This window comes from Trinickia sp. NRRL B-1857, from assembly GCF_050470685.1.
Classification (GTDB): domain Bacteria; phylum Pseudomonadota; class Gammaproteobacteria; order Burkholderiales; family Burkholderiaceae; genus Trinickia.
In genome coordinates this window covers 619,322-634,052 of the sequence record NZ_JBFLUK010000011.1, presented here as the reverse complement: position 1 = coordinate 634,052, position 14,731 = coordinate 619,322, and the positions used below count along the sequence as shown (strand labels likewise).

The 14,731-nt window shown below is 60.0% G+C and carries 12 protein-coding genes and 1 pseudogene; 10 read left to right on the top strand and 3 right to left on the bottom strand.

All coding sequences use genetic code 11. The features are described from left to right. The first annotated feature begins 229 nt into the window (after positions 1 to 229). On the top strand, positions 230 to 499 hold the full coding sequence (locus AB1286_RS23905; RefSeq protein WP_430365721.1) for a hypothetical protein: 270 nt from the start codon (positions 230 to 232) through the stop codon (positions 497 to 499). Positions 500 to 524: 25 nt separating this feature from the next. Here the strand turns inward: AB1286_RS23905 and prpR are convergent, their stop codons facing one another. Beyond that, positions 525 to 2,513: a propionate catabolism operon regulatory protein PrpR gene (prpR, locus tag AB1286_RS23900; RefSeq protein WP_430367297.1), complete on the bottom strand. Its 1,989-nt coding sequence runs from the start codon at positions 2,511 to 2,513 to the stop codon at positions 525 to 527. 195 nt (positions 2,514 to 2,708) lie between these two features. Here prpR and prpB point away from each other — a divergent pair, with 195 nt between their 5' ends. The 5 genes from prpB to prpF all read left to right on the top strand — a co-directional run bounded on the left by prpB (position 2,709) and on the right by prpF (position 10,391). Further along, positions 2,709 to 3,605 carry a methylisocitrate lyase gene (prpB, locus tag AB1286_RS23895; protein WP_430365720.1) on the top strand — a complete coding sequence of 299 codons (897 nt, stop codon included), beginning with the start codon at positions 2,709 to 2,711 and terminating at the stop codon, positions 3,603 to 3,605. A gap of 31 nt (positions 3,606 to 3,636) precedes the next feature. Further along, a complete protein-coding gene (prpC, locus tag AB1286_RS23890) occupies positions 3,637 to 4,803 on the top strand; it encodes a bifunctional 2-methylcitrate synthase/citrate synthase (RefSeq protein WP_430365719.1) in 1,167 nt (388 codons plus the stop codon). A 73-nt stretch (positions 4,804 to 4,876) separates the two neighbouring features. Further along, positions 4,877 to 6,520, top strand: coding sequence for an acyl-CoA synthetase (locus AB1286_RS23885; protein ID WP_430365718.1), 1,644 nt, complete (start codon positions 4,877 to 4,879; stop codon positions 6,518 to 6,520). A 76-nt stretch (positions 6,521 to 6,596) separates the two neighbouring features. Beyond that, a complete protein-coding gene (gene acnD, locus AB1286_RS23880) occupies positions 6,597 to 9,191 on the top strand; it encodes a Fe/S-dependent 2-methylisocitrate dehydratase AcnD (protein WP_430365717.1) in 2,595 nt (864 codons plus the stop codon). Positions 9,192 to 9,209: 18 nt separating this feature from the next. Then, a complete protein-coding gene (gene prpF, locus AB1286_RS23875) occupies positions 9,210 to 10,391 on the top strand; it encodes a 2-methylaconitate cis-trans isomerase PrpF (RefSeq protein WP_430365716.1) in 1,182 nt (393 codons plus the stop codon). A 49-nt stretch (positions 10,392 to 10,440) separates the two neighbouring features. On the opposite strand, the gene AB1286_RS23870 is transcribed toward prpF, so the two are convergent. Next, entirely contained in the window at positions 10,441 to 10,998 is a 558-nt protein-coding gene (locus AB1286_RS23870; protein WP_430365715.1) for a hypothetical protein, read from the bottom strand. Between the two features lie 239 nt (positions 10,999 to 11,237). Here AB1286_RS23870 and AB1286_RS23865 point away from each other — a divergent pair, with 239 nt between their 5' ends. Together AB1286_RS23865 and AB1286_RS23860 are read left to right on the top strand one after the other, a co-directional pair. Further along, entirely contained in the window at positions 11,238 to 11,627 is a 390-nt protein-coding gene (locus AB1286_RS23865) for a hypothetical protein (RefSeq protein WP_430365714.1), read from the top strand. 277 nt (positions 11,628 to 11,904) lie between these two features. Further along, positions 11,905 to 12,228 carry a hypothetical protein gene (locus tag AB1286_RS23860; RefSeq protein ID WP_430365713.1) on the top strand — a complete coding sequence of 108 codons (324 nt, stop codon included), beginning with the start codon at positions 11,905 to 11,907 and terminating at the stop codon, positions 12,226 to 12,228. Between the two features lie 1,037 nt (positions 12,229 to 13,265). Here AB1286_RS23860 and AB1286_RS23855 read toward each other — a convergent pair. Then, positions 13,266 to 13,370 (bottom strand): annotated as a pseudogene (locus AB1286_RS23855) (sigma 54-interacting transcriptional regulator); the annotation flags it as partial. Here AB1286_RS23855 and AB1286_RS23850 point away from each other — a divergent pair. Further along, the gene (locus tag AB1286_RS23850; protein WP_430367392.1) at positions 13,354 to 13,518 is read left to right on the top strand and encodes a hypothetical protein; all 165 of its coding nucleotides are present in this window, start codon (positions 13,354 to 13,356) and stop codon (positions 13,516 to 13,518) included. The pseudogene AB1286_RS23855 and the gene AB1286_RS23850 sit on opposite strands and share 17 nt — an antisense overlap. Before the next feature lie 242 nt (positions 13,519 to 13,760). Continuing rightward, positions 13,761 to 13,898, top strand: a complete 138-nt coding sequence (locus tag AB1286_RS23845; protein WP_430365712.1) for a hypothetical protein — start codon at positions 13,761 to 13,763, stop codon at positions 13,896 to 13,898. Positions 13,899 to 14,731 lie beyond the last annotated feature (833 nt).

The following is a 14,731-nucleotide window of genomic DNA, read 5'->3' as shown; positions in this document are numbered from 1 at the left end:
TACATCATTCGGCAACTGCCCTGAGCTTCCGTATGAAAAACGATACCTATTCCCCTCAAACGTATGGCATTTCATACCATCATCTAAGCGACCAAAATCCCGCTCCCCACCACCGCCCCCTCTGTCAATAGAGCATCGGCCTCAATCACTGAAAACGATTTTAGTTACCCAATTCCCGGACACACTGTCAGAATTAGTAGTATTGGTTTCGGTTTCATCAGGAGCTGCGATGTCCACCCCTGCCGTTAAGCTGACCCGTCCGATGGTTCATGACGAAGCACTGTGGTTTGCCGCCTACGAATTCGGATGGGGGTACAAAGCGTTCAAGCTGCCTGCCGACCTTGCTCAGCGCGAACTGGGCGCACTAGACGCGAGTCCTCGTCAGCTCACACTAGCTTTCGAACTGGGTCGGCAGCGTATTGCCGGCGCGGTTGCGCCGATGTGCGCCGAATACGCGGGTCAACGCATTTCGCTCAAAACGGGCGACCTCAGCGCGTAGCACTGGGCACAATCGCGTTGGTCGTTCACCGCACCGCATTGAGCTTGCGCCACAGCGTCGTCTTGCTAATCCCAAGCGCTCGGCACGCTTCATCGCGATCGCCGTTGCAAGCCGCGAGCGCGGCGCGAATCTGATCGGCTTCGACGCGGCGGCTGCGTTCGCGCAGCGTCTTCGAAGCTGCGGCGTTTTCTCGCGCCTCGCGTCGCCCTGCAAACAACTCCGGCGCAATGGTGCGCATTGTCTCGACATCGAGCGGCACAATCGTGCCGTTCGTCGTTTCGACATCGGCAAGCTCAACGGCAATCCGCTCGATAACGTTCTGCAATTCGCGCACATTGCCGGGCCACGCGTAGTCACACAACACGTCTTGCACACCGGCCAGCACGCGAGAAAGCGCTTCATCGTTGCGCACGCGCGCCGCTAAACGAGGCTCACGTCGCGCGGCCTGCAACAGCAGCGCCTCCGCGAGCGGCATCATGTCGTCGATTCGTTCGCGCAGTGGCGGCAACGCCATGCTCAAGATGTTCAAGCGGTAGTAGAGATCCGCCCGAAACGAACCGCCGGCGATACGCTCGGTCAACGCGCCGTGCGTCGCGGCGATCACGCGAATATCCACGCGCGTCGGCTCGGTCGAGCCGAGCCGCACGACTTCCCGCTCCTGTAGCACGCGCAGCAAGCGACTTTGCAGCGGCAGCGGCATCTCGCCGATTTCATCGAGAAACAACGTTCCGCGATGCGCCGCCTCGATCAAGCCAGCTTTACCGCCCTTCCGCGCCCCCGTAAAAGCGCCCTCCTCATACCCGAACAACTCGCTTTCGAGCAGCGCTTCAGGAAACGCACCACAGTTGATCGCAACGAACGGAAACTCGCGCCTTGCGCTGATCCGATGAATACTTTGCGCCACCATTTCCTTGCCGGTACCGCTTTCGCCGAGCACGAGCACGGTCGCATCCGATTTCGCGTAACGCTTCACGAGCGTCTTCACGCGTTGAATCGACGCGCTTTCGCCGATCAAATCGTCAAGCCGATATCGCGCGGAAAATTGATGCGTCAATTGCTTCGACCGCAGCGTGCGATCCAGCCGTTCCACCGCGCGCGACTCTTGAAACGTCAGTACCACGCCGTCCTCACCGCTATCGCCCACCAACGGACCGCGATGCACGAGATAGCTCACGCCGCGTATCGAGGCGAGCACATCGCCGTCGGTATCGGGCAGCGCACGCGATAGGTCCGGCGCAAGCTCGGCGAGTTCACGCCCAACTGCACTGCCCGCATCGATATCGAGCGCTTGCGCGAGCCGCCGATTGATCGCTTCGACGCGACCGTTCGCATCGAGCGCAACGACGCCGTCGCGCAGATGCTGAAGCAAATTGTCGATATGTTGGCGGCGCTTGACTTCAATGCGCGTGGCTTCGGCCAAATCCAACGCCGTTTCGAAGCCGCGCCGAATCGAAGCATGCGAATACAGAAATACCGCATCGATGCCCGCAGCCGCTGCAAGATCGGCGATAAGCCCTGGCCCGACGATCGCCCCCACGCCTCGCTCGCGCAATGTATGGACGCACACGTCCGCGTCCTCAGCCGAGCGATACGATGCGAACACGACGTCAAGCCCGTACGCCGAAACGAAATCGCGCACCTCTTGCGGGGTCTCGCCCGGGGTCACGAGCGCGACCTGCCGCTCGCCTTGCCGCCGTGCACGCGCGAGCGATTGCATGACGTCGAAGCCCGTCGGCGTGATCTGCACGACGGGCACGGCAAGCCGCGTCTTCAGATACGCCGCGTTCGATCCGCCGGCGACGATCACATCCGGACGCCGCGCCCCCGCCGATTCGACTTCGCGCACCGCGTCGTCGTAAGCGCGCGAGATGACGCGCAAGTCGGCGCGCTCGTCGTACTCGCCCGCGATCTCGAACAGCAGATCGCGCAACCGGCTAATACCGAAAGCCCAAATCCGCGGACGCGGCGAAACATCGAATGAATGATCGGTAGGAAGACGGCTCACTGAGCACACTCGGTCGTTGAGACTGCGCAAACACGCATCGTCGCATTATGCGCCACCCATTTCCACTATGAAACAGCACATTTCATTTGTGGAATGAAATGAAACAACGGGCCACCACAGAACATCGATAAATCAATCACTTACGCGACCATCTGCAACCTGGTCCGTACCTTGCTTAATGGAAACACCTTTCTGGGAGCTAACGTGGAAACAGGTCATCAGCAACCCTTGAGCGCCGGCGCGGCATTCCGCGCAGCCGTCGCGAACGAAGCACCGCTGCAAGTCGTCGGCGCGATCACCGCCTACGCGGCCAAGATGGCGCAGGCCACCGGCTTCAAGGCCGTTTATTTGTCGGGCGGCGGCGTGGCCGCCAACTCGCTGGGCATCCCCGATCTGGGCATCAGCACGATGGAAGACGTGCTGATCGACGCGCGCCGCATCACCGACGCCTGCTCGCTGCCGCTGCTCGTCGATATCGACACGGGCTGGGGCGGCGCCTTCAACATCGCACGCACGATCCGCTCGTTCATCAAGGCCGGCGTCGCGGCCGTGCATATCGAGGATCAAGTCGGACAAAAGCGTTGCGGCCATCGCCCGGGCAAGGAATGCGTGCCGAAGGACGAGATGGTCGATCGCGTGAAGGCCGCCGTCGATGCGCGCACGGACGATCAATTCGTGATCATGGCGCGCACCGATGCGGCCGCGGTCGAAGGCATCGATGCGGCAATAGAGCGCGCCATCGCCTACGTGGAAGCAGGCGCCGATATGATTTTCCCGGAGGCGATGCGCACGCTGGACGACTACCGCAAGTTCAAGGCGGCCGTGAAGGTGCCGATCCTCGCGAACTTGACCGAATTCGGGTCCACGCCCCTCTTTACGACCAATGAATTGAAGACGGCGAACGTGGATATTGCGCTCTATTGCTGCGGGGCCTACCGTGCGATGAACGCGGCGGCGTTGAACTTCTACGAGACGGTGCGTCGCGACGGCACGCAAAAAGCGGCGGTGCCGACGATGCAAACGCGCGACGATCTCTACAAGTACCTCGGCTATCACGCGTACGAGCAAAAGCTCGACGCGCTGTTCGCCACCAAGAAGTAATCATTCGACGTTAGAAGCTGGAGACACAACCATGAGTGAAGCAGTGAAGGAAGCGCCGGCCGCCGGCACGTTCAAGCCGAAGAAGTCCGTGGCGCTTTCCGGCGTCACGGCCGGCAATACGGCGCTTTGCACGGTCGGACGCACCGGCAACGATTTGCATTACCGCGGCTACGACATTCTCGATGTCGCCACCACGTGCGAATTCGAGGAGATCGCTCACCTGCTCGTGCACGAAAAGCTGCCGACGGCTGCCGAGCTGACCGCCTATAAGAAGAAGCTGAAGGCTTTGCGCGGCTTGCCCGCAAACCTGAAAGCCGCGCTCGAATGGATCCCGGCCTCGGCCCATCCGATGGATGTGATGCGCACCGGAGTCTCGGTGCTCGGCACGCTGCTGCCGGAGAAGGACGATCACAACATTGCCGGCGCGCGCGATATCGCCGACCGCCTCATGGCCTCGCTCGGCTCGATGCTGCTGTACTGGTATCACTACTCGCATAACGGCCGCCGCATCGAAGTGGAAACGGACGACGATTCGATCGGCGGCCATTTTCTGCATCTGCTGCACGGCAAAACGCCCTCGAAATCATGGGTCGAAGCGATGCATACGTCGCTGATCCTCTACGCCGAACACGAATTCAACGCATCGACGTTCACGGGCCGCGTGATTGCCGGCACGGGCTCGGACATGTATTCGTCGATCACGGGCGCGATCGGCGCGCTGCGCGGGCCGAAGCACGGCGGCGCGAACGAAGTCGCCTTCGAAATCCAATCGCGCTACGTCTCCCCCGACGACGCGGAAGCCGATATCCGCCGTCGTGTCGAGAACAAGGAAGTCGTGATCGGCTTCGGCCACCCGGTGTATACGATCTCCGACCCGCGCAACAAGGTCATCAAGGAAGTCGCCCACAAGCTGTCGAAGGAAGCCGAAGACACGCGTCTGTTCAACATCGCCGAGCGTCTCGAGTCAGTCATGTGGGATGCGAAAAAGATGTTTCCGAATCTCGACTGGTTCAGCGCCGTTTCTTATCACATGATGGGCGTGCCGACGGCCATGTTCACGCCGCTGTTCGTGATCGCGCGTACGTCGGGCTGGAGCGCGCACATCATCGAGCAACGAATCGACAACAAGATCATCCGCCCGAGCGCAAACTACACGGGACCGGAGAATCTGAAGTTCGTGCCGATCGGTAAGCGCTAATTCGATTGGTGTACGGGCCTACGAGCAATCGTGGGCCCGCCGTAGCGGTATCGCAGAAGTGGGGAGACAAATCATGAGCACACATATGTACGAAGCGGCCCTCGACAAAAACGCCGCGAACTTCGCGGCGCTCACGCCGCTCTCGTTCATCGAGCGCGCGGCCAGCGTGTATCCGACCCGTCTCGCGGTCGTGCACGGGGACATTCGCCGGACCTGGCAAGAAACCTACGCGCGCACGCGCCGCCTGGCATCGGCGCTCGCGGCACGCGGCATCAAGCCGGGCGATACGGTCGCGGTCATGCTGCCCAATACGCCGGCCATGGTGGAGGCCCACTTCGGCATCCCGATGATCGGCGCCGTGCTCAATACGCTCAACACGCGTCTCGATGCCTCTACCCTCGCCTTCATGCTCAATCACGGCGAAGCGAAAGCCGTGCTTGTCGATCGCGAATTCTCCGACTTGATGCGCTCGGTGCTTCCCGCCGTGGAACGCCCGATTTTTGTTGTCGACGTCGACGATGCGCTTTATACGGGTCCAGGCGAACGGCTCGGCGAGATCGAGTACGAAGCGCTGCTCGCGAGCGGCGATCCCGAATTCGCATGGCAGCCGCCGGGCGACGAATGGGATGCCATCAGCCTGAACTACACCTCCGGCACCACGGGCAATCCGAAGGGCGTCGTCTATCATCATCGGGGCGCCTATACGGCCGCGATCAGCGCGATTCTCGAATGGGATATGCCCAAGCACGCCGTCTATCTGTGGACATTGCCGATGTTCCACTGCAACGGATGGACCTTCCCGTGGGCCGTGGCCGCGCGCGCGGGCGTGAACGTCTGCCTGCGCAAGATCGACGCGAAAGCGATCTTCGATCTGATCCGCAGCGAGGGCGTCACGCACTATTGCGGCGCCCCGATCGTGCATAACCTGCTCGTGAACGCGCCCGACGAAATGAAGGCCGGCATCTCGCATCGCGTCAGCGCGATGGTGGCCGGCGCCGCACCGCCCGCGGCACTGATCGAAAGCCTTGAAGTGCTCGGCTTCGAGTTGACGCACGTGTACGGGCTGACGGAAGTCTACGGGCCCGCTTCCGTCTGTCCGCAGCAAGACGGATGGGCGGATCTGGACATCGGCGAACGCGCGCGTCTGAACGCGCGTCAAGGCGTGCGTTATCACTTGCAGGACGGATGCACGGTGCTCAATCCCGAGACGATGGAGCCCGTGCCGGCCGACGGCGAAACGATCGGTGAAATCATGTTCCGCGGCAACATCACGATGAAGGGCTACCTGAAGAACCCCACGGCAACGGACGAAGCGTTCCGCGGCGGCTGGTTTCATACGGGCGACCTCGGCGTGATTTACCCCGACGGCTACATCCGCATCAAAGACCGCAGCAAGGACATCATCATCTCGGGCGGCGAGAATATCTCGAGCATCGAGATCGAGGACGTGCTATATCGTCACCCCGCCGTGATGGCCGCGGCCGTCGTGGCCAAGCCCGATCCGCGCTGGGGCGAAACGCCCTGCGCGTTCGTCGAACTGAAAGCGGGCGCCACCGTGACCGCCGCCGATTTGATCGCGCATTGCAAGGCGCATCTCGCCGGCTTCAAGGTGCCGCGCGCAATCGAATTCGTCGAATTGCCGAAAACCTCGACCGGCAAGATTCAGAAATTCGAGCTGCGCAAACTGGCCAAGTCGGCGTCCGCTATCGACGTATGACACGGTCTTTGCCTACGCACTCTCAACCCATTCGAAGCCCTGCGTACCGGCAGGGCCGACTTTCGCTCGACGCAAGATGAACACTGACTACCGCAAAGCACTGCCCGGCACCGGGCTCGACTATTTCGACGCACGCTCGGCCGTGGAAGCGATCGAGAAGGGCGCCTACGACACCCTCCCCTACACGTCGCGCGTGTTCGCGGAAAATCTCGTGCGTCGCTGCGAACCCTCGCTGCTGACCGATGCGCTCAAACAACTGATCGAACGCAAGCGCGACCTCGATTTCCCGTGGTTTCCGGCTCGCGTCGTCTGCCACGACATCCTCGGGCAGACGGCATTCGTCGATCTCGCCGGCCTGCGCGACGCGATTGCCGCGCGCGGCGGCGATCCCGCCCTCGTCAATCCGGTGGTGCCGACACAGCTCGTCGTGGACCACTCGCTTGCCGTCGAATGCGGCGGCTACGACAAGGACGCCTTCGCGAAGAATCGCGCGATCGAAGACCGCCGCAACGAAGACCGCTTCCATTTCATCGACTGGACGAAAAAAGCGTTCAAGAACGTCGACGTCATTCCGCCCGGCAACGGCATCCTGCACCAGATCAACCTCGAGCGCATGAGCCCCGTGGTTCAGGTGCAAGACGGCGTCGCCTATCCCGACACGCTCGTCGGCACGGACTCGCATACGCCGATGGTGGATGCGCTCGGCGTCATCGCCGTCGGTGTCGGCGGTCTCGAAGCCGAGAGCGTCATGCTCGGCCGCGCATCGTGGATGCGTCTGCCGGACATCGTCGGCGTCGAATTGACGGGCGAACGTCAAAGCGGCATCACGGCGACGGACATCGTGCTCGCGCTGACCGAATTCCTGCGCAAGGAAAAGGTCGTCTCCGCCTACCTCGAGTTCTACGGCGAAGGCGCCTCGCGATTGACGCTCGGCGACCGCGCAACGATCGCCAACATGGCGCCCGAATTCGGCGCGACGGCGGCGATGTTCTACATCGACGAACAAACGATCCGCTATCTGAAGCTTACGGGCCGCGACGATTCGCTCGTCAAGCTCGTCGAAACGTATGCGAAGGAAGCCGGCTTGTGGGCCGATACGCTCTCGCGCGCGCAATACGAGCGCGTGCTGCGCTTCGATCTGTCGAGCGTCACGCGCAACATCGCAGGCCCGTCGAATCCGCACCGCCGCGTACCGACGAGCGAACTCGCCGCGCGCGGCATCAGCGGCAAGGTTGAAAACGAGCCGGGCAAGATGCCCGACGGCGCCGTCATCATCGCCGCTATCACGAGCTGCACGAACACGAACAATCCGCGCAACATGATCGCGGCCGGCTTGCTCGCGCGCAACGCCAATCGCGCTGGGTTGCTCCGCAAACCTTGGGTCAAGAGTTCGTTGGCCCCCGGCTCGAAGGCGGTCACGCTCTATCTGGAAGCGGCCGGACTGCTGCCCGAACTCGAAAAACTCGGCTTCGGCGTCGTGGCTTATGCCTGTACCTCGTGCAACGGCATGTCGGGTGCGCTCGATCCCGTCATCCAAAAGGAAATCGTCGATCGCGATCTGTATGCGACAGCCGTGCTGTCCGGCAACCGCAACTTCGACGGCCGGATCCACCCCTACGCCAAGCAGGCATTCCTGGCGTCGCCGCCGCTCGTCGTCGCGTATGCGATCGCCGGCACGATCCGCTTCGACATCGAGAAGGATGTGCTCGGCGTCGACGCCAACGGCAAGCCGGTCACGCTGAAAGATCTGTGGCCGACCGATGAAGAGATCGACGCGGTCGTCGAAGCGAGCGTCAAGCCCGAGCAATTCCGGCGCGTCTACGAGCCGATGTTCGCGCTCGCCGCACAGCAAGGCCCGCGCGCCGAGCCGCTCTACGATTGGCGTCCGCAAAGCACGTACATCCGCCGTCCGCCGTACTGGGAAGGCGCGCTGGCCGGCGAACGCACGCTCAAAGACATGCGCGCGCTCGCCGTCCTCGGCGACAACATCACGACCGACCACCTCTCGCCGTCGAACGCGATCATGCGTACGAGCGCGGCGGGCGAGTATCTGGAGAAGATGGGCCTTCCCGAGGAAGACTTCAACTCGTACGCCACGCACCGCGGCGATCACCTGACCGCGCAGCGCGCGACGTTCGCGAACCCGACGTTGAAGAACGAAATGGTGATCGAGAACGGCCAGGTGAAGGCGGGCTCGCTCGCGCGTATCGAGCCCGAAGGCAAAGTCACCCGCATGTGGGAAGCCATCGAAACCTACATGGAACGCAAGCAGCCGCTGATCATCATCGCCGGCGCCGATTACGGCCAAGGCTCCTCGCGCGACTGGGCGGCCAAGGGCGTGCGCCTCGCGGGCGTGGAAGCGATCGTGGCGGAAGGATTCGAGCGGATTCACCGCACGAACCTCGTCGGCATGGGCGTGTTGCCGCTCGAATTCAAGCCCGGCACGAACCGTCTGACGCTCGGCATCGACGGGACGGAAACGTTCGATGTGATCGGCGAGCGCACGCCGCGCGCGGACCTCACGCTCGTGATTCAACGCAAGAACGGCGAACGTGTCAGCGTGCCCGTGACCTGCCGGCTCGATACGGCCGAGGAAGTGTCGATCTACGAAGCGGGCGGCGTGCTGCAACGCTTCGCGCAGGATTTCCTGGAATCATCCGCCGCGGCATAACATAAGGACCACGATCGAATGGCTCACTTACCGCAAATCAAAGTGCCCGCCGTCTATATGCGCGGCGGCACAAGCAAAGGCGTGTTCTTCCGGCTACAAGACTTGCCCGAAGCCGCTCAGGTGCCGGGCGGCGCGCGCGACGCACTGCTCATGCGCGTGATCGGCAGCCCCGATCCCTACGGGAAACAGATCGACGGCATGGGCAACGGCACGTCGAGCACGAGCAAAACCGTCATCCTCTCCAAGAGCACCCGGCCCGATCACGACGTCGATTATCTGTTCGGGCAAGTCTCCATCGATAAGCCCTTCATCGACTGGAGCGGCAACTGCGGCAACCTCTCGGCCGCCGTCGGCCCGTTCGCCATTGCGAACGGGTTGATCGATCCCGCTCGCATCCCGCGCGACGGCATCGCCACCGTGCGGATCTGGCAAGCCAACATCGGCAAGACGATCGTCGCACACGTGCCGATGACGGGCGGCGCCGTTCAGGAAACGGGCGACTTCGAACTCGACGGCGTAACGTTCCCCGCCGCCGAAGTGGCGCTCGAGTTCATGGACCCGGCCGCCGACGAAGGCGACGGCGGCGGCGCCATGTTTCCCACCGGCAACCTCGTCGACGAACTCGACGTACCCGGCGTCGGCACGTTGAAGGCGACGATGATCAACGCCGGCATCCCGACGATCTTCGTCGAGGCCGAGGCCATCGGCTATCAAGGCACCGAACTGCAAGACGCCATCAACGGCGACGAAAAGGCCTTGGCCAAGTTCGAGACGATTCGCGCATACGGCGCGCTACGCATGGGTCTTATCGAACGTCTCGAGGATGCCGCGAAGCGGCAGCATACGCCGAAGGTGGCGTTCGTTGCTAAGCCGCTTGATTACGTCGCGTCGAGCGGCAAGCAAGTCGGCGCCGCCGATGTCGATCTGCTCGTACGCGCCATGTCGATGGGCAAGCTGCACCACGCGATGATGGGGACGGCCGCCGTCGCCATCGGTACCGCGGCCGCGATTCCGGGCACGCTCGTCAATCTAGCAGCCGGCGGCGGCGAGAAAGAGGCCGTGCGATTCGGCCATCCTTCGGGAACGCTGCGCGTCGGCGCGCAAGCGGCGCTCGTCGATGGGCAATGGGTCGTCAAGAAGGCATTGATGAGCCGCAGCGCGCGCGTGATCATGGAAGGTTGGGTGCGCGTACCGGGCTAAGTCGCGTAAAGGGCCTCGTCGCTCGGCGATGAGGCCCGCCTGCGCGAACTCAGCGTCCTCGCAGGATATCGGAGCGCGACATCGTATAAACGTGGCCCGATGCATCGAAGTGCACGTTGAAGAACGCGTCGCCCGAGGCACCGTTCTCCTGCCACTTCCAACTCCAAACTGTTTCCGGCTTCAGTCGATACACGGCAACCTCGCCCGGCTTGCCGAGCAGTTGCCGCACTTCAGGCTGCGTCATGCCGATTCGCACCTTCGCAAAGTTCTCCGCCGTCAGCACTTGCGTGACCGCCAGCAACGTACCGTCCGCGCCGATATCGACCATATAGGTGGTCGTGCCTTGCGGACCGCGCGGATATTCCAAGCGTTTCGAGCCGTCCGGGAGCGTGCGCTCGGTCTCCGGGCGCCCCATTTGATCGAGGATCTGCGCCTCGGTCGTAACGCCGGGCGTCAGGCCCTTCAAAAGCAACGCATCGGGCTTGATCGCAGTTAAGAATGCCTTAAGTTTTCCCATTGCTTGCTCGCTCTCGCGATCGTCGCATGCCGTAAGTAAGAGCGCGGCGGACAAGCAAGCGATCGTCAGCGGTCCAATTTTCTTTCTCATGTGTCATCAACGATAAGCGGCGTCGATGCGCAAGCATAGCGCATCGACGTATGCGCTGGGTTCGTTGCGGTCCCGAAAGTTGAGAGATGCATCGCTCATGAATCGGCGTGGCGCTATTCGTAAGTGGTTCGTCACACCGCTTACGTTTTGTCACCAGAGCAGGGTCAACTCGCGTCGTCGCGACAACGTTAAACCGGCAGCGCTGAACTTTCTCAGCCGCCCCAAATAGGAGTACACACATGAAGACGATGTTCGCCGCTCTCGCTTCCGCCCTTCTCGTTTCGACGGCTTTCGCACAAACCGCCGCACCGGCGCCGTCCACCAATGCAACGACTAACGCCACGACGAGCGCCGCTGCATCGGCCCCGGCAGGCCAAGCTAACCTGAAAGCCGGCGCCGCTGCGCAAAATGGCGCACTGAAGGCCGACACGGCAACGACCGATGCCGCCACGGCAAACGAAAAGGCATCGACGAAGGACCACGCCGCTAAGAAATCGGCCGCGCATGCGAAGAAGATGCACGCGCACAAGGTGAGCAAGAAGAACGAAGGTACGGCAAAGAGCTCGGATAAGGAAGCTGCTCCGGCGAACGCCGATGCGAAGGCCGATACGGCAACGAAGACGCAATAAGTCTTCGACCTCGGCAGCTACCAGCGCGCTGCCCTAAAACGCTGGACATGCCGCTTTAGGGCGGGCCTTCGGGCTCGCCCGTTTTTGCTGGTTGGCTAGCGACCGGCGCAGGCTCATGTCGTAGCGCATCGAGCAACGCTTCGATCGGATGTCGTAATCGGCGCCCGCGTAAGCGACTCACGTGGCATCGGCACGAATAGCCCGTCGCAAGCAGCTCCACTCCTTCGTTCTTTTGCATCGCTTGCCCCGGCTCGCCCGGCGAGCACCAGTCGTCCACGTGTCGTTTTGGTTTGCCGCCTATGAATTCGGTTGGGAATCTCGCGCATTCGCACTGCCGGCCGACCTGGCACAGCGCGAGCTTGGCGCACTCGATGCAGCCGAGCGTCAGCTCACCCTGGCTTTCGAGTTGGGTCGCCAACGCATCGCAGGGGCAATCGCCACGATGAACTCGGAGTACGAAGGCAAGCGCATTTCCCTAAAGGCAGACGATCTTCGTTCGTGGCGTGATCGACAGCCGCTCGGTAAGCCGAGCCGCCTCCTAACCGGGTTCTGCCGGAAGGTCAGCGATGCTCAACCGTCCCAGTTTTGCGGCGAGGTCTAAGCGCGCGTAATCCCAATCGGTGAGTGCTTGAACTTGCCGCTGCCTCGCGTTCGCCAGCGCGGTTTGAGTGTTGAGCAACCAGTGAGAGTAGTCATTTTTCACCTCTTCCTTATAGGCAAAATTTCTTTTGCATCAGCGACAAAACGATTAGGTACACTGCAATACCAACCATCAATCCGTAAACGTATCTTTTTTCAATAACATAGCCAACCGCCCCACTCAGCCTCCCATACAAGCCAAAAAGCTGGAAAATTAGATCGAGGATGGAAAATACAAGCGATATCACGAGCGACAACAAAACGAGCACCATAAATCCTGACTCACCAATAGTCTGAATGCTTACGGGCATGTTCGAGCAATCACAAAAGAATGCCAAAAACAGCAAAGCCATCGAAAAGACACACGACATCAGTAATCTAGCCTTTCGTTTCATCAGGCCTCCACCGGCACATACTCCATGATCAGCTTCACCCGTTCCAGCAAGCACAACGCTCACCACGAGCTATTACAGACAGGGAGGCACCTGCAATTTTTGTTCTGTATCGGATTCATTAGTACACGCTTGCAGTAGCCGGCCGTATTTCGTCACCCCACCCCCTAGCACTAGTTTTTCTGCAAGAAAATCCAAACACTCGCTCCATACACAAAAACGAAACCTCATACAGCGTATGCAAAGTGCACACACTCATACCACCGCCCCTTCCGTTTCGAAGACTACAAACATCATAGAGCTTGGTCTACCTCATTTCCCACAAGTAAACACATGAATATCCCGCCAAAATTTAAATCCAAAAAGACCAAATTAATTACCCTCATAACTTCAAAAAATAATAATCTATACATTTTTTGACGGCATCGACCCCGCCAGCACCACATTGGGAGCCCAAAACATTCCGCGAATCAATAAAATTCTTGAACGGGCCCGACTCCATCGAATCCGATCTAGTAGACAGGCGGTCACGTTCTGATTCGTCTTAAACCGGCACCCATGGGGCATATATGCGAAATGAGTATATTCAAGCGTTGCCTCTGTCCGGTCCCCTTTTGCGCACACCGGCAAACGCGCCCTCCTCATAGCCGAACAACTCGCGTTCGAGCACCGCCTCCAGAAAGGCACCGCAATTAATGGCGACGAAGGACCGCGCCGCTAAGAAATCGGCCGCGCATGCGAAGAAGATGCACGCGCACAAGGTGAGCAAGAAGAACGAAGACGCGGCAAAGAGCTCGAATAAGGAAGCCGCCCCGGCGAACGCCGATGCCAAGGCCGATACGGCTATGGAGGCGCAATAAGCCTTCGACCTCGGCAGCTACCCGGCCTGCCCTAAAACGCTGGAAATGCCGCTTTGGAGCGGGCCTTCGGGCTCGCCCGTTTTTGCTGGCTAGGATCCGGCCGCGACAGACTCATGTGGTAGCACATCGAGTAACGCTTCGATCGGATGCCGCAGGCGGCGCCCCCGCAAACGACTCACTTGGCAACGGCACGAATAGCCCGTGGCAAACGGCTCCACGCCTTCGTTCGGTTGCATCGCTTGATGTCCTTTATCGACATGCTGGCGCCGTTCGTCAGCATGTTCGCTATATTCGCCGAAATGGCGTTTGCAGCAAATGCAACGCCGATCCCTGGATCACTCGCGGTCATCGCAGCCCCGGCATTTGCGATAGCTGCTTGAAGATTCGCGTAATTTGCCGCCGTAGGCTTCGCATTATACGTTTCAGTCGCATCGACGACACTTGAAACGCTATCCAGCCCGCCAAGTCGTCACTACTACAGTAAGAGTCGTCATCTTAACTCCATATGTGTCATCGACAAAATTCTCCCTGAAGCGCCCATAAAGCGAATACGTAGGCCATTACAGCGGCCATCAGCATATAGGCATACTTATTTCCAATTACGTAATTATTTATTTCATTTCCCACCCCATACAATTGAACAAATCTAAAAACCATATCAACGACAGAAAACCCACCCGACACAGCCAACACAATCAAGGCAATTCCAATTGATCGCGGCCCGTACAAAGTATGAATGTTGACGGGAAAATTCGAACAGTCTCAAAAGAACGCCAAAAACAATAAACCCATCGAGAAACCGCAAGAAAGCAACAGACGAGATCTTTTTTTCACTTTCATCTCACCGCACAATATTCCTTATTCAAGCAAACTTACAAAAACAAAACGAAATTAATAGCCTAACCCTCCGCTTCATCTCAACCCCATCAACACACTCCATCATCTTCCTCACCCGCTCTAACATTTAGCAATACTCCACGAACCACTACAAATTGGGAGGCGACGCGCCAACTTTCGCTCACCACTATCCATTACCGCACGCTTGCAATAGACATTCATACATCATCGCCCCTCGCGCTAGTTTTTTTCGCATGAGGATCAACGCACTCAATTCAGGTGCAAATACGATCCGCATACAACATATTCCAAACGCATACATTCACAGCACCGACACTTCCGTTTTGCAGACTACGAACATCATAGAACTAGGCAT

Excerpts from the sequence above, each read along its gene's own strand:
- AB1286_RS23845 (WP_430365712.1), top strand. The coding sequence starts at position 13,761 with ATGTCCTTTATCGACATGCTGGCGCCGTTCGTCAGCATGTTCGCTATA.
- AB1286_RS23905 (WP_430365721.1), top strand. The coding sequence starts at position 230 with ATGTCCACCCCTGCCGTTAAGCTGACCCGTCCGATGGTTCATGACGAA.
- prpC (WP_430365719.1), top strand. The coding sequence starts at position 3,637 with ATGAGTGAAGCAGTGAAGGAAGCGCCGGCCGCCGGCACGTTCAAGCCG.
- AB1286_RS23870 (WP_430365715.1), bottom strand. The coding sequence starts at position 10,998 with ATGAGAAAGAAAATTGGACCGCTGACGATCGCTTGCTTGTCCGCCGCG.
- acnD (WP_430365717.1), top strand. The coding sequence starts at position 6,597 with ATGAACACTGACTACCGCAAAGCACTGCCCGGCACCGGGCTCGACTAT.
- AB1286_RS23850 (WP_430367392.1), top strand. The coding sequence starts at position 13,354 with ATGGCGACGAAGGACCGCGCCGCTAAGAAATCGGCCGCGCATGCGAAG.
- AB1286_RS23865 (WP_430365714.1), top strand. The coding sequence starts at position 11,238 with ATGAAGACGATGTTCGCCGCTCTCGCTTCCGCCCTTCTCGTTTCGACG.
- AB1286_RS23885 (WP_430365718.1), top strand. The coding sequence starts at position 4,877 with ATGAGCACACATATGTACGAAGCGGCCCTCGACAAAAACGCCGCGAAC.
- prpF (WP_430365716.1), top strand. The coding sequence starts at position 9,210 with ATGGCTCACTTACCGCAAATCAAAGTGCCCGCCGTCTATATGCGCGGC.